Source organism: Colwellia piezophila ATCC BAA-637, assembly GCF_000378625.1.
Lineage (GTDB): Bacteria > Pseudomonadota > Gammaproteobacteria > Enterobacterales > Alteromonadaceae > Colwellia > Colwellia piezophila.
In genome coordinates, this window is sequence record NZ_KB905172.1 from 56,281 (window position 1) to 81,068 (window position 24,788).

Below are 24,788 nucleotides of genomic sequence, written 5' to 3' on the forward strand. Positions count from 1 at the left end.
GTTTAACTTTACTTAGCCTAAGTGAACTTAAGTTAATGTTAATTCAAGCTGACAATTCGAATTAAGCGAACTGTCTTGTTTCACCTGCACCGTCAATATTGGTGATACAACGACCACATATTGTCGGGTGTGTTTCACTTTCGCCAATATCGGTAGTGACATGCCAACAACGTTCACATTTAGTACCTTCTGCTGGTGCTACTGATAACCACAAACCTTCCATTTCAGTCTCTAGCGCATTTGTCGGTGCTTGCGTTACTATTTCAATCGTTGCTTTTGAAGCAATTAACACAAAGCGTAATTCATCACCCAATTTAGCTAACTTAGCGGCTAATGTTTCAGTGGCAAATAATGTCACCTGTGCTTCTAATGTCTTACCTACTGATTTGTCTTTTCTTGCTTGCTCTAATGCACGGTTTACTTCTGTACGTACTGCCAGTAACTCTGTCCAGTATTCATTACCTAGCTCGCCTGCAGATTTAGTGTCTTCATCTTGCTTACTTTCCTGTTTAGTAAGGCCATCAAACCAAACGCCAGTAAAGACAAATTCGTCACGTTCACCGCTTGCTGGTAACGGTAGCGCTTGCCAAATTTCCTGTGCAGTAAATGACAAGATAGGTGCCATCCATGCGGTCATAGCTTCAGCAATTAAGTACATTGCGGTTTGACAAGAGCGACGGGCTTTACCATCACTTTTAGCGGTATATTGTCTGTCTTTGATAATATCAAGATAGAAACCACCCAACTCGTTGGTACAGAAATTCATTAGCTTGTGTACTACTACATGAAATTCATATTCATCATAAGCAGTAATAATTTCTTCTTGCAAACGTGCTGCTTTATCAACTACCCAGCGATCAAGCGCCACCATATCTTCAACAGCTACCATGTGCTGTGCCGGCTCGAAACCATTTAAGTTAGACAGTAAGAAACGTGAGGTATTACGAATACGACGATAAGCATCGGCTTGACGTTTGAATATTTCATCACCCGCAGTTATTTCTTGGGTGTAATTTACTGATGCTGACCATAAGCGTAAAATATCAGCACCTAAGTTATTAGTAATACTTGATGGCGTAATAACATTACCTAACGACTTAGACATTTTGTGGCCTTTAGCGTCAACCACAAAACCGTGAGTTAGCACTTGCTTATATGGCGCTTTACCATTCATCGCTACTGATGAAATCATTGATGACATAAACCAACCACGATGTTGATCAGAGCCTTCAAGATATAAATCAGCAATGCCATCAAATTCTTCACGCGCCTTGATAACAGATTCATGCGTAGTACCTGAATCAAACCAAACATCCAAAGTATCAGGCACTTTAATGTATTCTTTAGCGTCATCACCAATCAACTCGCTCGCTTCAAGATCAAACCATGCTTGAATACCTGATTTCTCAACGCGAAGAGCAACTTCTTCGATAAGCTCAATGCTACGAGGGTGCAAAGCACCAGTATCTTGATGAATAAATAAGGCCATAGGAACGCCCCACGTACGTTGACGCGAAATACACCAATCTGGACGACCTTCAACCATAGACTCAATACGACGTTGACCCCAATCAGGGATCCACTGTGTTTTTTCGATTTCGTTTAATGAATCTTGACGTAAACCTTTTTTGTCCATGCTGATAAACCATTGCGGCGTAGCACGAAAAATTAATGGCGTTTTATGGCGCCAGCAATGTGGATAAGAATGTTCTATCGCGTGATGATGCACTAAAGCACCCTTTTCTTTTAATATCTCAATCACACTAGCGTTGGCTTTAAATACATGCTGACCAGCAAGTAACGGTGTATCTTCAAGGTATACCCCGTTAGCGCCCACGGGGTTAGCAACTTCTAAGTCATATTTTTTGCCAACAACAAAATCTTCTACACCATGTCCTGGGGCTGTATGTACACAACCAGTACCTGAATCAGTGGTAACGTGGTCACCTAAAACAATAGGCACAGTAAAATCATAAAAAGGATGCTGACATTGTACTAATTCTAAATCCTGACCTTTACAGAAACCTAAGGCATGATATTTAGCTAAACCAAAGCGGTCCATACATGAGGTAACAAGATCTGAAGCAATAATTAATCGTTGCTGTTTACCTTCAACATCACATTGCACTAAGGTATATTCTACTTCAGGGTGCACGGATATCGCACGGTTAGCAGGCAGTGTCCAAGGTGTTGTTGTCCAGATAACAATACCAATTTCACCTGCGCCTTTATGGCCTTCAGGGTGAGAAAACTTATCTGCGACGGTTTCATCAGCAATGACAAACTTGACATCAATAGCGGGTGATTGTTTATCTTTATATTCCACTTCAGCTTCAGCTAAAGACGAACCACAATCTGTACACCAATGCACAGGTTTAAAACCTTGATGCAAGTGACCATTTTCAGCAATTTTACCTAATGAACGGATAATATTCGCTTCAGTACCAAAATCCATGGTTAAGTAAGGGTTATCCCAATCAGCAAAAATGCCTAAACGTTTGAAATCTTCGCGTTGACCATTGACTTGTTTAGCAGCATATTCACGACATTTCTCACGAAAGACACTTGCTGATACTTTATGACCTGGCTTGCCTATTTTTTTCTCAACCATCAATTCAATCGGTAAACCATGGCAATCCCAGCCAGGTACAAACGGTGAGTTAAAATCAGATAATGTTTTTGATTTAACAATAATATCTTTTAAGATTTTATTAACCGCGTGGCCTAAATGAATATTGCCATTCGCATAAGGAGGGCCATCATGCAGGATGAATGATTTTTTACCTTGCTTGGCTGCACGGATCTTGCCATAAAGATCTTTAGCCGCCCACTCTTTGAGCATATTAGGTTCACGGTTAGCCATATTACCTTTCATAGCGAAGGATGTGGCTGGTAAATTCAGGGTCTGTTTGTAATCACTCATGTAAATCATTATCCGTTTATGTTGGCTGATAAATTTAACGATACGCTATAAATATCAACCTGATTTATAACTGTTTATTGAATATTTTGTTTTTAATTATCGTAGTTAAAGCGCTAATAGAGCACCCGAAATCGCTACGCTAATACTTGTTTTGCTTGTTCACAATCTTGATGGATTTGTGCGGTCAGCGCCTCAAGACTGTCGAATTTTATTACTGGGCGCAGTTTTTTCTTTACTATCACTTCAATGCATTGTCCGTACAAATTTTCATCAAAGTCAAAAATATGCACTTCTAATTGCTGCCTAACACCATTAATGGTCGGTCTGGCACCAATATTAGCAACACCTTTAAATAGGCCGCTATTTGTTTCGACCATTACCGCGAAAACACCACTGAGTGGTGATACTCGTCGTTTGAGTAGAACGTTAGCCGTTGGGAAGCCTAATTCTCTACCACGTTTATCACCGTGGAAAACGCGACCAATAATCGAATATTCTCTACCTAGCATCTGTTTTACTGTCACTAAGTCGTCTTGCTCTAATGCTTGACGAATAGCGGTAGAACTAATACGGCAATCAGCCATTTTATAACTTCTGGTATCTGAAACATCAAAACCGTACTCTTTTCCTGCTTGGCATAACATGGAGAAGTTACCGGTACGATTTTTACCAAAATGAAAATCATCACCGACAATAAGGTGTTTTATACCCAATTTTTTAACTAATAAATGTTCGATAAAGTGTTCAGCACTTTGACTAGCAAACTTAGTATTAAAATTTACACAAATAAGCCGTTGTACGCCAAGCTTTGCTAATAAATTATATTTATCACGCAAGCGACATAACCTAGCGGGCGCAGTTTCTGGCGAGAAAAGCTCTTGTGGCTGCGGCTCAAAAACTAATACTGCCGCGACACAATTTAATGCTTTAGCTTTACTAACTAGCGCTTTAATTACTTGTTGATGACCTAAATGCACACCATCAAAATTACCAATAGTTAATACACAACCATGATCTTGTAATCGAATATTATGTATACCGCGAACTAACTGCATTAGCTATTATTCTGCCTTTTACTATCTCGCTAAATGACCTAACTAAACCATTAACTAAGCCATCGATTAAGTCACTGACGAACATCAATTCTGACATTCGTATAAAATAAATCGACAAATTATATACCAGTGGGCGTTAATAATCAGCAGTTCAAACACTTTATTTATGCTTATTTTTATTCTTTTATGACCTTGAAGTCACTCAAACGTACACCTAACAAAATAATCATTCCCAGGTAGCTACCCGCGCCAACACTAATACACAAAATTAATTGTTGTACTTGTTCAAAGAAACTCATCGTTAACCACACATCAAAGTCACTCGACAATTGATAAACAACAAGCGCCATAATGCTAGCACTCAGCACTAATTTCCCAATAAAAGTCAGTGTTTTAGCTGATAATTGATAAACACCTTGCGCTTTTAATCCTCGATATAACAGCCAAGCATTAAGCGTAGCTGAGAGGGTAGTCGCCAAGGCAAGGCCGACATAACCGAAAAAAGGCGCCAGCATTAAGTTAAAAATCATATTAGCAACCATGGCTTTAATACCAATTTTCACCGGCGTTTTAGTATCTTGTCGTGCGTAATAACCTGGGGCGAGTATTTTGATAAACATAAAACTTAGCAAACCTGACAAATAAGCAAATAATGCCATAGAGACTTGCATAACATCATCTTGGCTAAACTCGCCACGCATAAATAACACCATAATGATTGGCTGTGCTAAAACCATCAAGCCCGCAAGTGCTGGCCAACCAAAGAGGCTGATAACGCGAATACCCCAATCAATAGTAGCGCTGAATTCTGCTGGGTTATTTTTACTATGCAACTTTGCCAAACTTGGCAATACCACAGTGGCAATACCAATACCAAACAAGCCCAGAGGAAACTCTAACAACCGGTCGGCATAATAGAGCCAACTGATAGAGCCGGTAATCAAGAAGCTAGCAATTAAAGTATCAAGCAATAAGTTAATTTGGGTCACTGAAACACCAAACAAGGCAGGTAAAATCAATTTTCTTATTTTAGTCACCCCTTCACTACGCCATGCCCATTTTGGCTTAACTAACATACCCGCTTTATACAAAAAAGGGATTTGAAAAAGAAACTGGATTAACCCGCCTAAAAACACTCCCCATGCTAATGCGTGGGCGGGACTTTGGGTATAGGGAGCCCCATAAATAGCCATACTGATAATGGCTACGTTAAGTAATACCGGAGTAAAAGCTGCCACAGCAAAGCGACCCATGGTATTGAGTACGGCACCTGAAAGCGCAGCAAAGCTGATAAACCATAAGTAAGGGAAAGTGATACTCAGGAGGTTACTTGCCAGGGTAAACTTCTCACCACCAGGTGCGTCATTAAGCCAATCAACAAACCAACCAAAACCAAATAGCATCACAAACAAGGGTGAGGCTAACATGCCAAACAAAGTGACCCCGGTAATAATCACCCCTAATGTCCCTGAGGCTTGCGCGATTAACAGCCGTGTTTGTTCTTGCTTGTTACCCTCCCCTTTATCCTTACCTTGCTGCTCATCCTTGACCTGATATTCACTTAATACCGGCACAAAAGCTTGTGCAAAAGCCCCTTCAGCGAAGAGTCGTCGGAAAAAGTTAGGGATTTTGTTAGCAAATAGAAATACATCTGCCATCAAACCCGTTCCCATCACATTGGCTATAACTACATCACGTATCAAACCCAACACTCGGGACACCAATGTCATCACACTAACAATAAGCCCTGATTTAATTAACTTTTTACTCAAAAAACGTCCCCTACCAAAGTGATTTTTAGTAATTTAATAGCGCTACACTCACGCTAAAGTGGTACAAAAACACCTAAAAAAAATGGCAAAAATAAATAATGTGTATTATGTGATGATTTTAGCTATTTAAACAATGTATACTTAGCGCTGTTCACAACATGTTTTGTTCTATCGGCATACAATTTAGTCGTAGACATCAACCATATTATTTTTAATTGCTTTTTTTGTTAATTTTTATCGTTTACATTAAATTAATCAATTAAAACATTTGACAAACAACTAAAAAAAAGGCATATTTCGTCGCCTTAAATTTAAGCTTACAATCACTCTTTTAGGAGAATACCTTGGCTAACTCAAAGCAAGCTAAGAAGCGCGCAGGAACATCTGAAAAGCGCCGTCAACATAATGCAAGCCGTCGCTCAATGATGCGTACTTTAGTAAAAAAAGTACTAGCAGCAATTGAAGCCGGTGACAAAGAAGTAGCAACAAAAGAATTAGCTGCTGCTACACCAATTTTAGATCGTTACGCAAGTAAAGGTCTTATTCATAAAAACAAAGCAGCTCGTAGTAAGAGCCGTTTAAATAAAGCAATCAAAGCAATTTAATTATTGCTTTTAACTTTATTTTTATGAAATAAAAAATGTAGTGCACTATATTTTTCATTTAAAAACCGACTTAAGTCGGTTTTTTTATGCCTGGAATTCCCCTTTTGTTGTTATGTTGGCCTTGCTTGCTCCTTTTTTCTGTCTTGCCTTTAGCTCGATTTAACGCAACTGTCACGCAACTTTAGCTCAACTTTAAACCAAAGCGTGATTTTTACAGCTAGCCTCATGTTTAATTTTTATTTTCTATTGCACTCCCGTCAGTTTTTTTTTAGTCTCTAAGCAACTTATTGATAGAGACCTCCTATGAAAGCACTAAAACTAACAAAAATAGCCGCGGTAGTATTACTGGCGAGCGCAACGTTAACGGCTTGTAATAATACCGATGAAAAAAACACCGGTAAAAACCTACAAAGTAATAGTGAAGCGAACCAGCCTCAGCTACTTGCCGGCTTTGAAAGTCGTTTAAATATATATAAAGAAGTCACCCTCAGTGCCGATTTAAGCCATTTATCAGCAAACCAAAAGCAAATGATATCTTTACTTATTGATGCCTCTAAAATAATGGATGACTTATTTTGGCTGCAAGCCTATTCACAAGATAAGAAAACTTTTTTAGCAAGCATTAGTGATGAAAAGACCCGCCGCTTTGCTGAAGTTAACTACGGTCCATGGGATCGCCTCAATGGCGACAAAGTGTTCTTATCTCAAGCAACGACAAAAGCACACGGCGCAGAATTCTATCCAAGCGATATGACTAAGTCCGAATTTGAGCAAAGTGACTTTAGCGATAAAAAAGGTCTTTATTCCGTTGTCCAACGTGACAGTGAAGGTAAATTGATAAGCGTTGCTTACTCTGAAGTTTACCATGACAAAATGAACCGTGCTGCCGCAATACTGGATGAGGCGGCAAAGTTTGCCGATGATAAAGAGTTTGCTAATTATCTCACCATGCGTGCTCAAGCATTACGCACTGATGAATATCAAGCATCCGATTACGCTTGGATGGACATGAAAAACAACCCCATTGATGTGGTTATCGGCCCCATTGAAAGCTATGAAGACCAACTTTACGGCTATCGTGCAGCCTTTGAATCTTACGTATTAATTAAAGACCTAGCATGGAGTGAGAAACTGGCTAAATACGCACAGTATTTACCTGAATTACAAAAGGGCTTACCAGTAGCAAAAAGATATAAAGCTGAAGTACCCGGCTCTGATGCTGACCTAAATGCTTATGATGTTATTTATTATGCCGGTCATTCTAATGCTGGCAGTAAAACTATCGCCATTAACTTACCTAATGATGAAGAAGTACAACTAAAAAAGGGCACCAGACGTTTACAGTTGAAAAATGCTATGCGTGCTAAGTTTGATGCCATCATGTTGCCTATCGCTGATACGCTCATTGTGCCTGAACAGCGTAAAAACGTAACGTTTACCGGTTTCTTTGCCAATACCATGTTTCATGAAGTTGCGCATGGTTTAGGTATTAAGAACACCCTTAATGGTCAAGGGCCGGTTCGCCAAGCATTAAAAGAACACGCTTCAGCATTAGAAGAAGGCAAAGCCGACATTCTTGGTTTATACATGATTCGTCAGTTACTTAATAAAGGCGCAATCACTGAAGGTACCTTAGAAGATTATTACACTACATTTTTGGCTGGAATTTTCCGTTCCATTCGCTTTGGCGCAAGCTCTGCCCATGGTAAAGCCAACATGGTGCGCTTTAACTACTTCCAAGAAAAAGGTGCTTTTAGCCGTAATGAACAAGGTTTATATAGCATCAATGTTGATAAGATGACCGCAGCAATAGACTCATTGTCTGAACTGATATTAACGCTGCAAGGTAATGGTGATTATCAAGGTGTGGATAAATTAGTGAAAGAAAGCGGCGTTATTGGTGAAACCCTTGCTGCCGATTTAGCCCGTTTAGAAGCAGCTCAAATCCCAGTAGATATTGTCTTCAAGCAAGGTAAGCAAGTATTGGGACTTTAATCCTTTATATGTAAGGAATAACAAGCTACAAAAAAGCGCTTATCGAGTTTAGTCGATAGGCGCTTTTTTATTAGTGTTATACCAAGTTGATTAAGTTCTTTCCCACTCAGCGAGAATTAAAAGGCTTAGAGGCAAGGCATTGATTGAAGAGAATGGTTATTCCCTTGTCAAAATCAATAACGCAGCATATAAGCCTTTTAAACTCGCCCTCTGGGAGCTTGCTCTATGCCCACTAACATCGTTAAATTTATTTGATTTAGAATGACTAAACCGAAACAAATCCCCCTTGTTATTGAACATTGAGCAGAGCTCTGAGTTGGGAAGAAGTTTAATCAAATTGGTATTAATAAAGGACTTTAACGCTTAACAAACATTGCCCTTAAAAATAATTTAAAAAGAAAAATCATCTGCATCTAACGCCATCATCGATTCACCGCCATTTTCAACACAAGCAGCATGACCTTTGGCGCGTGGTAATATACGTTGAAAGTAAAAACGGGCAGTTTTAATTTTTGCTTGATAAAAGGCCTCTTCATCACTACCCTCTTCGAGCTTATCTTGCGCCACTTTTGCCATTTTCGCCCAAAAATAAGCCAGGGTTAAATAACCTGAATACATCAAATAATCAACCGAAGCAGCGCCAATCTCGTCTGGATTTTTCATTGCTCTTTCACCGACTTTCTCGGTCATTTTTTGCCAATCGCCACCAAAACTCATAATGGGTTGAATAAACTCTTGCATAGCATCGTTTTCAGCATTCTCTAAACAGAATTTAGTGACTTCACTACCAAAAGCTTTAAGGATTTTTCCTTTAGAGCCTAATATCTTTCTAGCCAACAAATCTAAGGCTTGAATACCGGTAGTACCTTCATATAAACAACTAATTTTTGTATCTCGCATTAGTTGCTCCATGCCCCACTCTTTAATAAAACCGTGGCCACCAAAAACTTGCACACCATGACTAGTACACTCTAAACCAAGCTCCGTAAGGAAAGCTTTAGCAATAGGTGTTAATAGCGCCAGTTTAGTTTCTGCCGCTGCTTTTTCCTCTTCACATGTACTCGCATGTCCGATATCGACTAATTGGGCTAAATAAGCAATCAGTGCTCGACCACCTTCTGCAATAGATTTCTGTGTTAACAACATACGACGAACATCAGGGTGAACTATTATTGCATCGGCTGGACCATCAGGATTTTTAACGCCCGATAAAGAACGCATCTGTAATCGATCTTTGGCATAAGCTAATGCGCCTTGAAATGATGCCTCTGCTGCTGCAACTCCTTCAGTAGCCACGCCCAAACGGGCAACGTTCATAAAGGTAAACATGCAATTTAAGCCACGATTGACTTCGCCAATTAAATAACCTTTAGCGCCATCAAAGTTAATCACACAAGTTGCATTCGCGTTAATACCCATTTTGTGTTCAATTGAGCCACAAGAAACTGCATTACGATCGCTAATAGCACCATCATCGGTAACATTAAACTTAGGCACAATAAATAACGAAATACCTTTACTGCCTTCTGGCGATCCTGGAATTCTGGCAATAACAATATGGACAATATTGTCAGATAGATCGTGTTCACCGGCAGAAATAAATATTTTTGAACCGGTTAAAGAATAACTACCATCATCATTTAACTCGGCTTTGGTACGTAACATGCCTAAATCAGTACCACAATGTGATTCAGTTAAGCACATTGTTCCCGTCCAAGACCCTTCTACTAATTTAGGGATGAATTGATTTTTTAGTTGTTCATTACCATGAGCTTCAATAGTTGCTAATGCGCCATGACTTAAACCTGGGTACATGGCAAAACTATGATTAGCGCTAGAGAAAAGCTCAGTGATTGCGGTATTTAATGAATGCGGTAAACCTTGTCCACCAAATTCAACACTTTGTGCTAATGTTGGCCAACCGCCGGCAACATACTGCTGATAAGCGTCTTTAAAACCGTCAGGGGTCGTCACCTCACCATTAGTCCAGGTACAGCCCTGTTCATCGCCAATTTGATTGATAGGGGCGACAACTTGCTCAGTAAACTTTGCTGCCTCGCTAATAATGGCATCGACCATATCTAAACTAGCATCTTCATAACCCAATTTTTGATAATGATTATCGCAATTAAGTAACTCTTGCATTACAAACTTAATGTCTCTGATCGGTGCTTTATACTCTGGCATGATTTTCTCCAATGGTTAATTTTTTGGTTTGATAAACATACTGGTCTAAGGTCAGACCTGTTCAAACAGTTGTTTGATTAAATCATGTTATTGGCACTTTTTAAATAGCATAAATAAAAAAAGCTTAGTGACGTTAATCACTAAGCTTATATAATTTTACAAATAATGCACAAATCACAGCACAATAAAGTTTAATCTGCTTGATTATTACTTTCAGGCTGTACGTTATAAGCATTATGTTGAGACTCTAAGTAAGCGAATACGGTGGTGAACGCTTGCTCTTGATATTGCTTTAAACCAGTGTCACGAAAATCGATATTAATTTGGCTTCTCGATAGTTCTTTTTTAATAAAACTACCCGATAAAATTTCCACGTTTAAATCACTAATTAACTGAATAGCCGCTTCAATCTTAAAGCCAATAGGTCCACCTGAGAATTTACCTTTTAAAGCACGGCCTTTAATTTGTACGTGAGTAACTTGGTAATCTTCCATCAACTTGGCAAAAGCAAATTGAAATTTTTGCACTTGTTCTGCATCACCGGCATTATCAAGGCTAATTTTTTGTACGCGCGTATGAGGGATATCATACAAGTTATTTTCTTTTGACACGATGCAAATAATTGCATCATTACTTTTAATTTCTACACCACAAGCTCTCATGGAAAAACCTCATTAAACGAATTGCCAATATTATACACGCAAACCACCATCATAAGTAAATGGAAGTTAACTGAACTTTGTGGAACTTGGCTAAGCTTACAGGTATCATTTATTATAATTGCGTTAACTGAGTAAATTTAATGAAGAAAGTATGTGTGATCACCGGTGGTAGCTCGGGTATTGGTTTAAGTATTGTAAAGCTCTTCGTTGAGAATAATTATCTAGTGTTTAATTTAGATTTATCACCCTCTCCTACTGGCGCTGACTGCAAAAGTGAGTACCGCCAATGTGATGTCACTAACATCCAACAAGTTTCCGAAATTATTACTGATATTGCTACACACCATACTATTGATGTTTTAATTTCTAATGCCGGCATTCATTTTTCCGCCAATATTGAAAATACCAGTGAAGATGATTTAGATAAAGTATTTAACATTAATGTTAAAGGTGCTTATGCGGCAATCAAGGCAGTATTACCATCAATGAAGGCTAATAGGAATGGTGCTATCCTGTTGATGGCGTCAGATCAAGCACTAGTGGCCAAACATAACTCTTTTGCTTATAACTTGAGTAAAAGTGCCCTCGCCTCTATCGCTAAAACCACAGCCCTTGATTACGCCAGCTATAACATTCGTGCCAATGCTGTTTGTCCTGGTACCATTGAAACGCCGCTGTACCATCAAGCGATAGATAATTATTGTCAGAAGTCCGGTGCAGATAAAGCCGCAGTACACCTTGAAGAAGAGCAATTACAACCCTTGCAACGTTTAGGGCAGCCAGAAGAAGTCGCTGAGTTAGTACTATTTTTAGCTTCAGATAAGGCTAAATTCATCACCGGCAGCCTGCAAGTCATTGATGGCGGTTATACCGCGCAATAATAAATACAAGTTCCCGTAACAGACAAGACTTACATATATAAAGGTCTCTACAATAACGTTATGACAGTTCACATCATTGATCCGCATCTGCATTTATTTGACCGTTCGAGTGGAGATTACCATTGGCTTAAATCTCAAAACCCTCCTTTTTGGCCTGATAAATCCATCATACAAAAAAACTTTTCAATTGATGATTTAACCAATAGTCTAGCCATCGCGGGTAACATAAACCTTAGTGGTTTTGTTCATATCGAAGCGGGTTTTGATAATGCTAAACCTTGGCGTGAACTTGAATACCTCGAAAACTCATCCCTTGATAATCTAGCCATTGAAAGCGTGCCTTATCCAAAGAGTAGAACGGTAGCTAGCATTGACCTATTAGCATCGCCTTTAGACTTTAACAATACACTAGATAAATTACAGCAACACGCAAGTATGATTGGCGCTCGCCATATTCTTGATGAGCAAGCTTATAGTATTTTAAGCAATCAAAACGCCCAACAAAACTTTGCTAGCCTGAATAAAATAACTGACTTTATATTTGAGCTGCAATTGTCCTTGGCTGATGACAGTGCCAATAAAGTGATGCCACTATTAATCCAAACTATCGCAAATAATAGCCAGCTTCGTTTTATCATCAATCATGCAGGCTTGCCACCTAAAAAAACGCCAACTACTCTCTATAGTAATGACTGGCGCTTATGGAAAAAGCATATAAGCGAACTCGCTAAGTACCCAAATGTATTTATTAAGTGTTCTGGCTGGGAGATGGCAGACCGACAATATCAAATGTCTTGGTTTTCAGCGGTAACAAACTTTTGTATAGAGACGTTTTCAATTGAACGAGTAATGTTAGCCAGTAATTTCCCGCTGTGCTTACTCGGTAAGCGGCTAGGCGAGGCGTTAGGTTATAAGCTAGGTAATAAGAGTTATGCCGATTATTGGCAAGACATCCTTGAATCATCGGTAATAAAGCAGTGTAGTGAAAATGAAAAAAGCGCATTGCTCTATGACAATGCGCTTGGTATTTATAAAATATAGCCGTTTACCTATAGAGTAAAGCTAAGATAAACAGGCTATTAAACTGCCTATTTTATAGTCACGTTTGGCGATCTTTTCACTATTGCATCGTTAAGTTCAATACCAATACCTGGTACTTCTGTTACTTGGAAAAAACCATCTACCGGTTGTGGGTCTTGTAAACACAATTCCCTGTTCCAGTCTTTAATCGCATAGGTATGATGCTCATGTATTAAGAAGTTGGGAATAGCCGTTTCTAAGTGCAAAGATGCTGCTGTTGCTACCGGCCCACCACAAACATGTGCCTGAATGCGAATATCGTAAACATCAGCATAGTCGCAGACTTTTTTCGTTTCGGTGAAACCACCACATAAACCAACATCAGGCTGTAATACATCAATGCTTTGATCTTCAAAATAAGGTCTAACATCCCATCTATGGTACAAACGCTCACCACCGGCAATTGGCACATTAACATTATCCGAAACCTTTTTATGTACGGCTGGGTTTAAGTAGTTGACTGGCTCTTCATACATCATACAGCCAACTTCTTCGACAATTCTGCCCATTTGAATAGCCGAGGCAGCGCCCATTAAGGAATGCGATTCAAAAATAATATCAACATCTTCACCAACAGCATCACGAATAGCGCGTAGTCTATTACCAAACAAGCGCATTTGAGGTTTAGTAAATAATTTAGTGCGATCAAAAGATGAACTGCCATCACCGTTATAAACAATAGGGTCAACTTTTACCGCATCATAACCTTGTGCCACCGCTTTTAATGCCGCTTCTGCATATTGCTCCGGCTCAATGAGCTTCTTGATTTCGACATCCCAATCAAACTGCAGTTGGCTGGCATAAGTACGTAATTTATCATTTACCTTGCCGCCCAATAATTGGTAAACCGGCACACCCAACGCTTTGCCTTTAATATCCCAAAGTGCGGTATCAATAGCGCTCATCGCGGAATACAACACCGGACCGCCGCCTAAACCCCAAAAACTTTCGCGTAACATACGTGACCATAATAGCTCGGTATTAAAAGGATTAAAACCGATAAGTATCGCTTCACTGATCTCCTTAATCATGGCTGCAGCAGCACTATGACCCCAGTCATAAGCTAAACCCGCTTCACCAACACCACTAATACCTTCATCAGTGTGAATACGGATAAAAACAGGGTTCCAGCCAATGCGCTTAGGGCAATGGATATCAAAAACTTCAACGTGGGTAACTTTCATATTTTTCTCGATTAAGTTAATTCTTTATTTAGTTAACTTCTATCTAGTTAACTCTTATTTTTAAATTTTTAATAAATTTTATACTTATGTTCAAAAGAAGTAGTCATCTTTCTTGACGATGTATCGTTCAAGTTAAAGGAAAATGCACGGAGTTGACGCTAGTCAATGAGTACTTATGACGCCTAAATTGGGTTAGACAGCAAAAAGATTAGCACTACTCTGCGAAAGTTGGATCAGCACGATAGACCCGACGTAACATAGCTGGCCATGCTTTTTGACCGCCAGTTTCACCATCATGAACAATATTTGCTTGCGCTTTAATACCATCAATAATACTTTGTGGCGCATAAATGGGCTTCATACCTGATGCCATTACTTTTAACTGGATTTCACAGGCACGGGTTAAATCATACATATGCATAAACGCATCACCTATGGTTTTGCCCATAGTTAAGGCGCCATGGTTACGCAATAACATAAAGTTTTTATCTCCTAAGTCATTTTGCAATCTAAGCTTTTCTTCATCGTTAACCGCCAAGCCTTCATAATCGTGATAACTCATCGAGGCTAAAGCAAACATTGAATACTGGCTTATTGGTAATAAACCTTTTTCGACACTGGCTACGGCAATAGTCTCATTGGTGTGTATATGCAAGGCACAAATATCATCATGGCGTACTTGATGGACTGCACTATGAATAGTGAAACCAGCGGGATTTATCTCAAACGGGCAATCTTTATCAATAATATTGCCATCGATATCAATTTTCACTAAATTGGAGGCGGTTATCTCTTCAAAAGCTAAACCAAAAGCATTGATCAAAATATGCTCGGTGCCGGGAATACGTGCTGAAATATGGGTATGAATCAGATCATCCCAACCATGCATTTGTAATAAACGATAACAAGCCGCTAAGTCGACACGTATTTGCCATTCTTGTGCGGATACTTTGTTCTTTAAATTAAGTTGAGGCAGTTGCTGCATTTCAAGCACTCTCTTCATTGTAGTAAATAGTTTAGAAAAGTAGATAATATAGCTGATTTTACCTGATGAAGATCAAGCTATAAAGTCGTTTAAAGCTATTTACAGCATCATTTTGATAATGGCCGCGACTATTAAGACAAATACCAGTATAGGTATTATTTTACTGTATTTATGTTGTTGTTCATCAGTCATGGGTTTGCCAAACTTCTCTCCCAAAGTGACCATCAAAAAAACTGCAAAAAAAACAGCCGCTAATATAATTATTAAAGTCATTTATTTCTCTTTTATTTATTTTTTAAGTAACTTTTTTATACCCAGTTTTAACAAAATCGATTACCATAGCAGGCAGTGCAACTTACCATTGAATATCGCAATGCAGCAACCCGATAATTTTTACCAAAAACGTCGCTTTATCATCAAATTAGGCAAAGCTTTACATAAGCTAGGCTCTACCGCTTATCGCCTAGAAGACAACCTATTATCTATTGCTAAATTTCTTGATATTCGCGCTTCATTTATCATAACACCTACTGCACTTACCTTTATATTATCTGATGATGAAGATGATCAACAATATAATCATTTAGTACGTGTTAGCCCTGGTGATATCGATCTTGGCTCATTAGCGCGCATTGATGAACTGGTTGATGAATTAATAAATGGTCAGCGTACGCTTGCAGAAGCGATTGAGCGTTTAGCTGAAGTAAAAAATAAACCTGCCCCCTATGGCACCTTTTTATCCTTTTTAGCTTTTGGCGCTTCAAGTGGTGCTTTTGCTATGTTAATGCATACCAGTTGGCACGATGTCTTCTGGTCGGCCATCTTAGGTTGGGTTATTTTTGGCTTTGTGCTTTGGGCTGAAAAATCTCGCCGTATGACAGATTTACTTGAGCCCTTGGCCGCGCTATCAGCATCGCTGTTAGCCTCTGCCATATCGATATTTGACCCGAGTATTAATATACCGATGGTTATCCTCTCAAGTATCATAGTCTTTATACCGGGGTTATCACTAACCGTTGGTTTATCTGAGCTTGCTGCGCGACATTTAATGTCAGGTACAGCGCGTATCATGGACAGTATCATGATGTTATTTAAGCTTTATTTTGGTGCCGTCTTGGGTATGGCATTAGGTAACTTGATGTGGGGTAGCGCGGTCTTTGTTCCTCCTGAAACTATGCCAGTGTGGACCTCATGGGTTGCAGTAACAACCTTATCAGCAAGTTTAGTTGTGCTATTTAAAGTCAGGTTAAAAGACGCCCCTTGGGGCATGATTGCCGGCTATATCGCCTTTGGTGTTAGCATCTGGGCAAGTACCTATTTAGGTGTCGCCTTAGGTGCTTTTGTTGGCGCTTTCGCCCTCGGATTATACAGTAATATGTTTTCTCGAATTATGAACTTACCTTCGAGTATTGTAAGAATACTTGGTTTGGTTGTACTGGTGCCGGGATCTAAAGTCTATATTGGTTTAAATAGTGCTATTTCTGGGCAGAATATGCTAAATGTCCCTGATTTAGGCTCGCAAACATTTTTGATATTTATGTCACTCGTTGCAGGTATTATCTTTTCCAATGCAGTATTACCACACGGTAAAACGTTATAATTACCGGAAGATCACTCGCTCCGTTGCTCTAATGTTCAAGCGAGCTAGTAAATTTATCTTCGCGTATATACCCGTCACCAATCAAAGTGCAGGATTTCAGTGGGAATTAAAATGACTTTAGACAAGTAAAATAAGCTAAGCTAAGTCATTCTATGTTTTGTTTATTTAACGCGGTGTTAAGTCATTTTAAACCCATCGAAGAAGCGCTTGAGCAACATTACTTCATCGTTGCTGTGACTTACAATGGAATAACCATTCTTTCATCACAGCGCCTTGAATTAAAATTGCTCAAACACTCTGAAACCTGCATCTTGAATGGTAACGCGTATATTGCTTTTATAGTGTTCAGTTTACGATAGTGAATGCTAAGTAAACCACCTTATCACTATGGTTTTTGTTCATAAACTGCTGAAAAAATAGTTCATCGTTTTGCATAAAACACTAAACCGTTAATTTCCCTACAAAAGAACCTTATTGATAATTATTATCATTAAGGTTATCATATGCGATATTAACGAAACGTTTTTCCTAAGTTGAGAGTTGTATGTACGTTTGTATTTGCCATGGTGTTACCGACACACAAATTGAGTCCGCAATAGATAACGGCGCAGAAACTATGAAGCAGTTAACTAAAGAACTTAATGTTGGCTCGCAATGTGGTAAATGCTGTCAGTGTGCCAAACGCGTACTCAATAAAAAGCTAATGCAAATTGCAGAAGCACAGCCCCAAGTTGCCTAAACTGACCAAAAACTCATTAGATGTAATGTTTTATTAGCACACCGATCGCCTGATTACCGCTAATCCATCATCGACTGTAAATAATTCTCGATACCTGCATGGCCAATAATATATTGCTGCGATTCTATCCAATCAATTTGTTCTTCAACATTTTCCAATAAGTCTTCCGCTAAATCTCGACTGATATAATCTTGCAGATTTTCACTCTCGACAATAAGTGCTTGTAAAGTTTTACGAGAAACATACTCTAAATCCATATTCGATTGCAGCATCTCGGTTGCATGTTCACCTATATGTAAACGTCCTAAGTCTTGTAAATTAGGTAAGCCTTCTAAGAATAATATCCGCTCTATGAGTTTATCCGCTTGCTTCATTTTCTCAATTGATAATTTATAGTCAGCTTTATTCAATTTATCCAAGCCCCAGTTCTTATACATACGGGCATGTAAAAAATATTGATTAATTGCGATTAACTCAATGGCCAAGGCACTATTGAGTAGCGTAAGAATTTGTTTGTTACCTTTCATTATGACTCCCCTTATCCTGGCAGATGTTGACCCATATGAGACTGGATATAGTTTTGTAGCCCTACTTTACCGATAAGACCGAGTTGTTTTTCAAGCCAATAAACATGATCTTCCTCGGTATCTTCAAGTAACTTCTCTAAAATTTCTCGACTTTGAAAATCCCCTACGCTTTCACATAAGGTAATGGTCGCTTTTAGCGCTGCCACCACTTCCATTTCAAGGGTTAAATCATTTTGAAGCATGCTAGGCACATCATTACCAATCAGCAGATCTCGACGATCCGTTAAATTAGGCGTGCCTTCTAGGAATAGAATGCGCTTTATTAATGCATCTGCATGGGTAATTTCTTCTTGCATTTCATGATCGAGTTGTTCAAATAACTTATCTAAGCCCCAATCTTGATACATGCGTGAATGAGTAAAGTATTGATCAATTGCGGCTAATTCATTGTGTAACAAGCCATTTAGGCTCGCTATAACTTTAGTATTACCTTTCATCTGACGCCTCTTTAATAGGTGTGGAAACACACTGAAATACAGTTGCCTAAAGCGTAGTAGAAAGATAAAAATTTATCGAGTTAATCTCTTGTTTTGGAGTTACTAAGTGTTTATTTTTTAAGTGAAAACCATTAGCATTTGCATTACTAGAATTTAATAAAAACGCTATGTTCATTACGTTAAAACACACCAACAAATAGTCTAAAAAAAGCAAAGCCAGATAACTAATAGCCATCTAAACATCTAAATCTTGCTAATAGCCGTCAATAGCGTTAGAATCCGCGCCTAAAAAGTTTTTGTGTTAACGAAGATGGTGTAAATCCGTCACTGTGCCCGCAACTGTAAAAGAGTAAATTGGTGTTTTTACAAAAAGCCCCCTCTAAGTCAGATAGCTAATACAGAAAACTATACTCATACACCCCTATATAAATGATTACTGTTTTATATGGGCTAGTATTATTTTCACCGTGCGGGAAAACACGATTTTACTATGTCGACACTCCTTAATATCTCTCAGCTAAGCTGGCAAGTTCAGCATAAATCCATATTACAAAACATTAATTTTAATGTTCGTAAAGGTGAAGTGATCGGTATTATTGGCCCCAATGGTGCGGGTAAAACTAGCCTACTGCGCTGCCTAACTAATCAAGGCAATATTCTCGCTAGCCGTAATATTAGCGGTAGCGTTCATCTAAAAAATCGAGCTATCACTCAGTTCAGTGCTAAAGAAATTGCCCAACACTTTGCGGTTGTCATGCAAAAAAATGACTCGATTTTTGCCTTGTCGGTGCAAGATGTGATGAAAATGGGCTTATTGCCACATAAAACCCTTTTTTCACTCGATAGCGATCATGATAAAGCTCAAATCAATTTAGCACTTACCAAAGTGGGCTTAGATCATGCACTACACAACGATTTCAGTTTACTTTCTGGTGGCGAACAGCAGCGAGTATTAATTGCAAGGGCGTTGGTGCAAGCAAGCCAAGTATTGATCCTTGATGAGCCAACTAACCACCTAGATGTTTATTACCAACATCAGGTATTGCAGTTGGTAAACAAGCTCAATATCACCGTAATTATGACCGTACATGATCTCAATTTAGCCAGTTTATATTGCCAACGATTATTACTTTTAGACCAAGGAAAACTCATTTGTGACGGTAGCCCTGAAGAAGTCCTCACCCCTGATAAATTAAGTAAAGTCTTTGGCTTACCTTGCCAACAAAGCATTGATTCGATAACAGGCGCTACCCAAGTTTCTTTCTACCTAAACGAAATTAACCAAAAAAAAACTCGTGCTTCGGAGCCTCTTGATGAATAAGGTTTCCTCTATTTTACTGGCATTAACTGCTTTAATGATTCTATCGGCAATTGTAGCGCTAACATTTGGCCCTGCTGATATCGACTCCTCAGAGTTAATTACCTGCTTGTTGGGCAGTTGTCAAAATCCGATAGCCAATGTCGTTATTTGGCAAGTCCGTATTCCAAGAGTACTCGTGGCTATGGTGGCGGGAATGGGCTTAGCTATTGCAGGCGCTATTTTGCAAAACACCACACGTAACCCCTTGGCAGACCCTTACTTATTTGGCATTGTTTCTGGTGCTGGTTTAGGAGCAACCATTGCCAATATCACCCTAGCTGATAATTTGACCATAGCCCTGCCCTTAGCGGCATTTCTAGGCGCATTATTTTCGGTAATGATTGTCGTATTCATTGCTAAAGTACTGCGCAGTATGGAGCAATTGTTACTCGCCGGGGTTGCCGTTTCATTTATGCTGGCATCCATTACGCAATTCATTTTATATTTTGGCGAGCCCTTTGCGACTAACCGCGTTATATTCTGGCTTATGGGCAGCTTAGCTCGGGTTGAAATGAGTAATTTTTACGTCATTGCCTCGATATTAGTTATCGCCATAATCACCGTCATTGCCCTACATAGACAAATTGATGCGCTACTATTAGGCGATGAAAGTGCAGCTAGCTTAGGCGTTGACGTCGATAAATTACGTCTACTTATGTTAGGTATTTGCGCAGCACTAACGGCCACTATCGTCGCTTATTGTGGTGGCATAGGGTTTGTTGGCTTGATGATCCCCCATATTGTTAGGCAACTCATTGGCGTAACCACACTCAAGCTCATTCTTGGCAGCGCGTTAATTGGCGCAATATTCCTTATTTGGGTGGATGTTATTGCCCGCTCATCACTGCCGCACGCCGAAATCCCCATTGGTATTATTACCTCGGCCCTGGGCAGTATATTTTTCTTATTTATCATGTATCGCTCACGCGCGATAAGCTAATAAATGACTACTTAAAGAATCAAAACTTAAGAACTCAACGTTTAATCAATTAGAACAGTAGAGATAACCCTATGACCGATGAAAAAACAACTGCCAGCAGCACCTCTGATAAGCATAAACAAAGAATGCAAAAGCTGAAAGATAAAGTTGATGCTCGCATTGATAATGCCACCGAAGAACGCGGTTTACTGATTGTTATTACTGGCAATGGTAAGGGTAAGAGCACCTCGGGTTTTGGCACCGTTGCTCGTGCGGTTGGTCACGGCCTTAATGCTGCTGTCGCGCAATTTATTAAAGGTACCTGGGCTTGTGGTGAGCGAAAATTACTTGAAAATGCAGGGGTTAAATTTAGTGTCATGGGCACAGGTTTTACTTGGAATACTCAAGATAAAGAAAAAGACATCACCGCAGCAAAACAAGTGTGGCTCAAGTGTAAAGAATTACTCAGCGACCCGACACTTGATTTAGTACTACTTGATGAGATGACCTATATGTTGTCGTATAAATATCTCGATTTAGATGAGGTTATCGACACATTAAACAACCGTCCTAAGCATCAGCACGTCATTATTACTGGCCGAGCTTGTCATCGCGCTATTATTGACCTTGCTGATACGGTTAGCGAAATACAATCAATCAAACATGCTTTTGATAGTGGCATTAAGGCGCAAAAAGGCATTGATTGGTAAAGGGCTAAATCACTTTAGTAATCACCGGCGCTGAATAACTTGGGCGCTGCTCTTTCGATATAACAAAAAAAGCAACACCATGAAATTAATCTCACTACTTTTGACTTTACTGCTTATTTCAAGCTCAGCTTATGCTCAGTTAACTAATCAGCAGAAGCCAACTATCATCGCCCTTGCCCCGCATATTGTTGAGATGCTTTATGATGTTGGCGCTGGTGAGCAAATTATTGGTACCACTGCCTTTGCCGATTATCCAGAGCAAGCGAAAGCAATTCCGAGAATAGGTAATTATGTTCGTTTACAGCTTGAGCGAGTTATTGAATTGCAACCAGACTTAATTATTGCTTGGAAAAGTGGTAACCCAAGTGATGACTTAGCCCGATTAGAACAATTAGGCTTCAATATTGTTTACTCTCAGCCACACACCTTTGAAGATATAGCCAATGAGCTTCGCCACTTTGCTCAACTTACCGGCCATACTGTTCAAGGTGAACAAGTAGCACAAAAATTTGAACAAGAGCTCGCTGAAATAACCAAAAACTATCAAGGTAAAAGTGAAATAACTGGTTTTTACGAACTTTGGTCTAGGCCTTTAACAACTATCGCCAAAGGCAGTTGGCCACAGCAATTCCTAAATATTTGCCAAGTTAAAAATCCCTTTGAACAAGTCATAACGCCCTATCCGCAGATTAGTATTGAACAAGTATTGCCGGCCTTTGTACAAGTTATTATTCAGCCATTGTCGATAAACCAAAAAGAACGTGAAGGTTTTAACTGGCAAGACTGGTCGATAATCCCTGCGGTAGCCAACAAACAAATAATTCAGCCCGATGCCGATGCCATGCACCGCATGTCGATTCGCAGCTTAACGGCATTAAAAGATTTGTGTGCAAAAATCGATACAACAAGAACGATCTTGCGCCAAAAGCATAACTAGCCTAACCGCTAGTCAATAAGAAGTATTTTAGGTGCCTAATAACGTTACTGGTGAATGGTAATTTACCTCACTAAAAAGTTAAGGGTGAAACGGGAAATTGGTTAAAGCAATACTGCCCCCGCAACGGTATGAGTTACAGGTTTGTAACTCAAGTCCGGAGACCGGCCTAGAATTAAATTAATCATTGTAAACACGGTGGGTGTTTATAACTGAGGACAACATGAAAAAAACATTAATAGCACTAAGTATTAGCAGCTTACTTTACACATCAGTTTCTTCTGCCGAGCAAAATAACACCGCGCTAATTAGTAAAGCAGCTAAAGCGGATGAAACCATTGTCGTTACCGCCAATCGTAGTATTCAAGATAAATTTGACACTTTAGCCGCTGTCGATGTATTCACCCGTGAAAACATTGAACAAATTCAACCGCTATCAATTAGCGATTTACTTAGCCGTGTTGCTGGTATATCTATAACCACGCAAGGCACTTCAGCACACAAAGCATCTGTATTCATTCGTGGTACTAACTCAGATCATATCCTAGTACTTGTAAACGGTGTTCGCGTCGGCTCAGCTACCCTGGGCGTTAAAAGTATTGCAGATATCCCTGTGCAATTAATTGAGCGTGTTGAAGTCATCAGAGGACCAAGAGCTGCCTTATGGGGCTCGGATGCTGTTGGCGGCGTAATACAAATATTTACTAGAGATTTAAGTGCCGGTGAAGGCCAAGCGGGAATCAAGCTTGGTAGTAATAACTTACACCAAGGTTATGGCGCGCTAGGCTTTGGTAACGAGAACCATAGTTATACATTAAGTGCTAGCATTGAAAAATCAGATGGTTTTGATGTGATTGTTCCTAATGGTACCAACATGTTTACCGTAGACCAAAGTGATAACGATGGTTATGACCGTCAATCAGTGGGTCTTTCCGGTACTAGCCAATTTACCAAAGCATACGCGCTTGAGTTAAATACCCAATATGATCAAGGCACCACCGAAATAGATGCCGATACTATGTGGAGTGGTGATGAAACTAGTTACGAGAATTACCATTTCTTACTAAGAAATCACCTGCAACTTGAGCAAGTGTATCTACAATTAGGTTTAAGCACCTCTCAAGATAGCAGTGAAGATAACTATAGCGATTACAATGATGACAATGGTTTTATTAATCCAAACAGTTTATTCACCACAACCCGTGATCAAGTAACGGCATTAGCACAACTGCCATTTGCTGACTCATCAGAAGTAACCGTTGGGGTGGAGTGGTATACCGAAAGTATTGATAGTAATAATACCTATGACGAAACAAGCCGTGATGCTAGCGCCTTTTTTGTTACTGGTCGTCATGATATTGAGCAGGTAAAACTTGAAGCCTCAGTGCGTTACGATAAAGTTGGTGACATTACTGGTGAAACTACCTACCAATTAGCGGCAGGTTATCAGGTCAGTGAGCAGTTATTGTTTTCATTAAGCCATGGCACGGCTTTTAAAGCCCCTAGCTTTAATGACTTGTATTATCCTTACTCAGGCAATCCTGACCTAGTGTCAGAAACAGCTGATAGCACAGAGTTTTTAACCCGTTACCAACATGATAGTTTCTCTGCAGAGTTTTCAATCTATCAAACCAATATTGATAACTTAATTGAATGGGCACCTTTAGATAGCTCTGATCCATTCAGCCCTTGGCTACCTGATAATATTGCAAAAGCTGAAATACTTGGCGCAGAAGCAACATTTACCGCCGATATAGCGGATACCAGCAACAGGTTAACATTAAGCCACGTTGACGCCGAAGATAAAAACACCGGCAAGCAATTAGCTAGACGGCCAAACTTTTCAGCTAACTATAACTTTATCTATAACCTTGAACAGTTAGACTTTACTTTTGATGTAAATTATCAAGGTAGTAGCTACGATAGTGCCGGTGCGCAAGAAAAAACGCTTAAAGCTTATACCCTATTGAATGTTGGGGTAAATTACCGACTAAGTAGTCAAATAAGTTTATTTGCTAAAATCACTAACTTTACTGATAAAAAATACCAAACAGCCAGTGAATACCCAGGCGCAGAACGTGGTTACAGCATAACCCTGGATTATAAATTCTAATCTTATATTAGATTTATAAAACCGATTAAAACTAAAAAAGCCTGCAATTGCAGGCTTTTT

Annotated in this window: 21 protein-coding genes and 2 riboswitches; of the genes, 11 read left to right on the top strand and 10 right to left on the bottom strand. The window is 39.4% G+C overall.

What is annotated here, in order from left to right; translation table 11 throughout:
- Positions 1-61 precede the first annotated feature (61 nt).
- The 3 genes from ileS to murJ form a co-directional block, all read right to left on the bottom strand.
- Positions 62-2,923, bottom strand: coding sequence for an isoleucine--tRNA ligase (gene ileS, locus F580_RS0119355; protein WP_019029407.1), 2,862 nt, complete (start codon positions 2,921-2,923; stop codon positions 62-64).
- A 134-nt stretch (positions 2,924-3,057) separates the two neighbouring features.
- Positions 3,058-3,978 (bottom strand): bifunctional riboflavin kinase/FAD synthetase, encoded by a 921-nt coding sequence (gene ribF, locus F580_RS0119360; protein WP_019029408.1) that lies wholly within the window; start codon positions 3,976-3,978, stop codon positions 3,058-3,060.
- A gap of 176 nt (positions 3,979-4,154) precedes the next feature.
- On the bottom strand, positions 4,155-5,750 hold the full coding sequence (gene murJ, locus F580_RS0119365; RefSeq protein ID WP_019029409.1) for a murein biosynthesis integral membrane protein MurJ: 1,596 nt from the start codon (positions 5,748-5,750) through the stop codon (positions 4,155-4,157).
- A 344-nt stretch (positions 5,751-6,094) separates the two neighbouring features.
- Between murJ and rpsT the strand changes: the two genes are divergently transcribed.
- Complete coding sequence (rpsT, locus tag F580_RS0119370) at positions 6,095-6,355, top strand: 30S ribosomal protein S20 (RefSeq protein WP_019029410.1); 261 nt, start codon at positions 6,095-6,097, stop codon at positions 6,353-6,355.
- A 303-nt stretch (positions 6,356-6,658) separates the two neighbouring features.
- The gene (locus tag F580_RS0119375) at positions 6,659-8,350 is read left to right on the top strand and encodes a dipeptidyl-peptidase 3 family protein (protein ID WP_019029411.1); all 1,692 of its coding nucleotides are present in this window, start codon (positions 6,659-6,661) and stop codon (positions 8,348-8,350) included.
- Between the two features lie 390 nt (positions 8,351-8,740).
- Here F580_RS0119375 and F580_RS0119380 read toward each other — a convergent pair whose 3' ends face one another.
- Together F580_RS0119380 and F580_RS0119385 are read right to left on the bottom strand one after the other, a co-directional pair.
- The gene (locus F580_RS0119380) at positions 8,741-10,537 is read right to left on the bottom strand and encodes an acyl-CoA dehydrogenase C-terminal domain-containing protein (RefSeq protein WP_019029412.1); all 1,797 of its coding nucleotides are present in this window, start codon (positions 10,535-10,537) and stop codon (positions 8,741-8,743) included.
- Positions 10,538-10,728: 191 nt separating this feature from the next.
- A complete protein-coding gene (locus tag F580_RS0119385; RefSeq protein WP_019029413.1) occupies positions 10,729-11,199 on the bottom strand; it encodes a DUF3010 family protein in 471 nt (156 codons plus the stop codon).
- Between the two features lie 140 nt (positions 11,200-11,339).
- On the opposite strand from F580_RS0119385, the gene F580_RS0119390 reads away from it, so the two are divergent.
- Together F580_RS0119390 and F580_RS0119395 are read left to right on the top strand one after the other, a co-directional pair.
- Complete coding sequence (locus tag F580_RS0119390) at positions 11,340-12,080, top strand: SDR family NAD(P)-dependent oxidoreductase (protein ID WP_026301547.1); 741 nt, start codon at positions 11,340-11,342, stop codon at positions 12,078-12,080.
- A gap of 60 nt (positions 12,081-12,140) precedes the next feature.
- Entirely contained in the window at positions 12,141-13,121 is a 981-nt protein-coding gene (locus F580_RS0119395; RefSeq protein WP_019029415.1) for an amidohydrolase family protein, read from the top strand.
- Between the two features lie 47 nt (positions 13,122-13,168).
- Here the strand turns inward: F580_RS0119395 and F580_RS0119400 are convergent, their stop codons facing one another.
- The 3 genes from F580_RS0119400 to F580_RS26470 all read right to left on the bottom strand — a co-directional run bounded on the left by F580_RS0119400 (position 13,169) and on the right by F580_RS26470 (position 15,602).
- Positions 13,169-14,344, bottom strand: coding sequence for a mandelate racemase/muconate lactonizing enzyme family protein (locus F580_RS0119400; RefSeq protein WP_019029416.1), 1,176 nt, complete (start codon positions 14,342-14,344; stop codon positions 13,169-13,171).
- A 214-nt stretch (positions 14,345-14,558) separates the two neighbouring features.
- Positions 14,559-15,329, bottom strand: a complete 771-nt coding sequence (locus F580_RS0119405; RefSeq protein ID WP_019029417.1) for a class II aldolase/adducin family protein — start codon at positions 15,327-15,329, stop codon at positions 14,559-14,561.
- Between the two features lie 99 nt (positions 15,330-15,428).
- Complete coding sequence (locus F580_RS26470; RefSeq protein WP_157443185.1) at positions 15,429-15,602, bottom strand: hypothetical protein; 174 nt, start codon at positions 15,600-15,602, stop codon at positions 15,429-15,431.
- Between the two features lie 100 nt (positions 15,603-15,702).
- Between F580_RS26470 and F580_RS0119415 the strand changes: the two genes are divergently transcribed.
- A complete protein-coding gene (locus F580_RS0119415) occupies positions 15,703-16,929 on the top strand; it encodes a threonine/serine exporter family protein (RefSeq protein WP_026301548.1) in 1,227 nt (408 codons plus the stop codon).
- Between the two features lie 544 nt (positions 16,930-17,473).
- Positions 17,474-17,668 carry a (2Fe-2S)-binding protein gene (locus tag F580_RS0119425; protein ID WP_019029421.1) on the top strand — a complete coding sequence of 65 codons (195 nt, stop codon included), beginning with the start codon at positions 17,474-17,476 and terminating at the stop codon, positions 17,666-17,668.
- Between the two features lie 59 nt (positions 17,669-17,727).
- On the opposite strand, the gene bfr (F580_RS0119430) is transcribed toward F580_RS0119425, so the two are convergent.
- Together bfr (F580_RS0119430) and bfr (F580_RS0119435) are read right to left on the bottom strand one after the other, a co-directional pair.
- The gene (gene bfr / locus F580_RS0119430) at positions 17,728-18,195 is read right to left on the bottom strand and encodes a bacterioferritin (protein ID WP_019029422.1); all 468 of its coding nucleotides are present in this window, start codon (positions 18,193-18,195) and stop codon (positions 17,728-17,730) included.
- Between the two features lie 11 nt (positions 18,196-18,206).
- Entirely contained in the window at positions 18,207-18,692 is a 486-nt protein-coding gene (gene bfr / locus F580_RS0119435) for a bacterioferritin (RefSeq protein WP_019029423.1), read from the bottom strand.
- Between the two features lie 262 nt (positions 18,693-18,954).
- A riboswitch (cobalamin riboswitch) is annotated at positions 18,955-19,103 on the top strand.
- A gap of 79 nt (positions 19,104-19,182) precedes the next feature.
- On the opposite strand from bfr (F580_RS0119435), the gene F580_RS0119440 reads away from it, so the two are divergent.
- From F580_RS0119440 to F580_RS0119460, 5 genes are all read left to right on the top strand, one after another.
- Positions 19,183-20,013: an ABC transporter ATP-binding protein gene (locus tag F580_RS0119440; protein WP_019029424.1), complete on the top strand. Its 831-nt coding sequence runs from the start codon at positions 19,183-19,185 to the stop codon at positions 20,011-20,013.
- Positions 20,006-20,992: a FecCD family ABC transporter permease gene (locus tag F580_RS0119445; RefSeq protein ID WP_019029425.1), complete on the top strand. Its 987-nt coding sequence runs from the start codon at positions 20,006-20,008 to the stop codon at positions 20,990-20,992. Before F580_RS0119440 ends, F580_RS0119445 begins: the two co-directional genes overlap by 8 nt.
- A 71-nt stretch (positions 20,993-21,063) precedes the next feature.
- Positions 21,064-21,681, top strand: a complete 618-nt coding sequence (gene cobO / locus F580_RS0119450; RefSeq protein WP_019029426.1) for a cob(I)yrinic acid a,c-diamide adenosyltransferase — start codon at positions 21,064-21,066, stop codon at positions 21,679-21,681.
- 79 nt (positions 21,682-21,760) lie between these two features.
- On the top strand, positions 21,761-22,618 hold the full coding sequence (locus tag F580_RS0119455) for a cobalamin-binding protein (protein WP_019029427.1): 858 nt from the start codon (positions 21,761-21,763) through the stop codon (positions 22,616-22,618).
- 38 nt (positions 22,619-22,656) lie between these two features.
- Positions 22,657-22,802, top strand: a riboswitch (cobalamin riboswitch).
- Between the two features lie 36 nt (positions 22,803-22,838).
- Entirely contained in the window at positions 22,839-24,728 is a 1,890-nt protein-coding gene (locus F580_RS0119460) for a TonB-dependent receptor domain-containing protein (RefSeq protein WP_019029428.1), read from the top strand.
- Positions 24,729-24,788 lie beyond the last annotated feature (60 nt).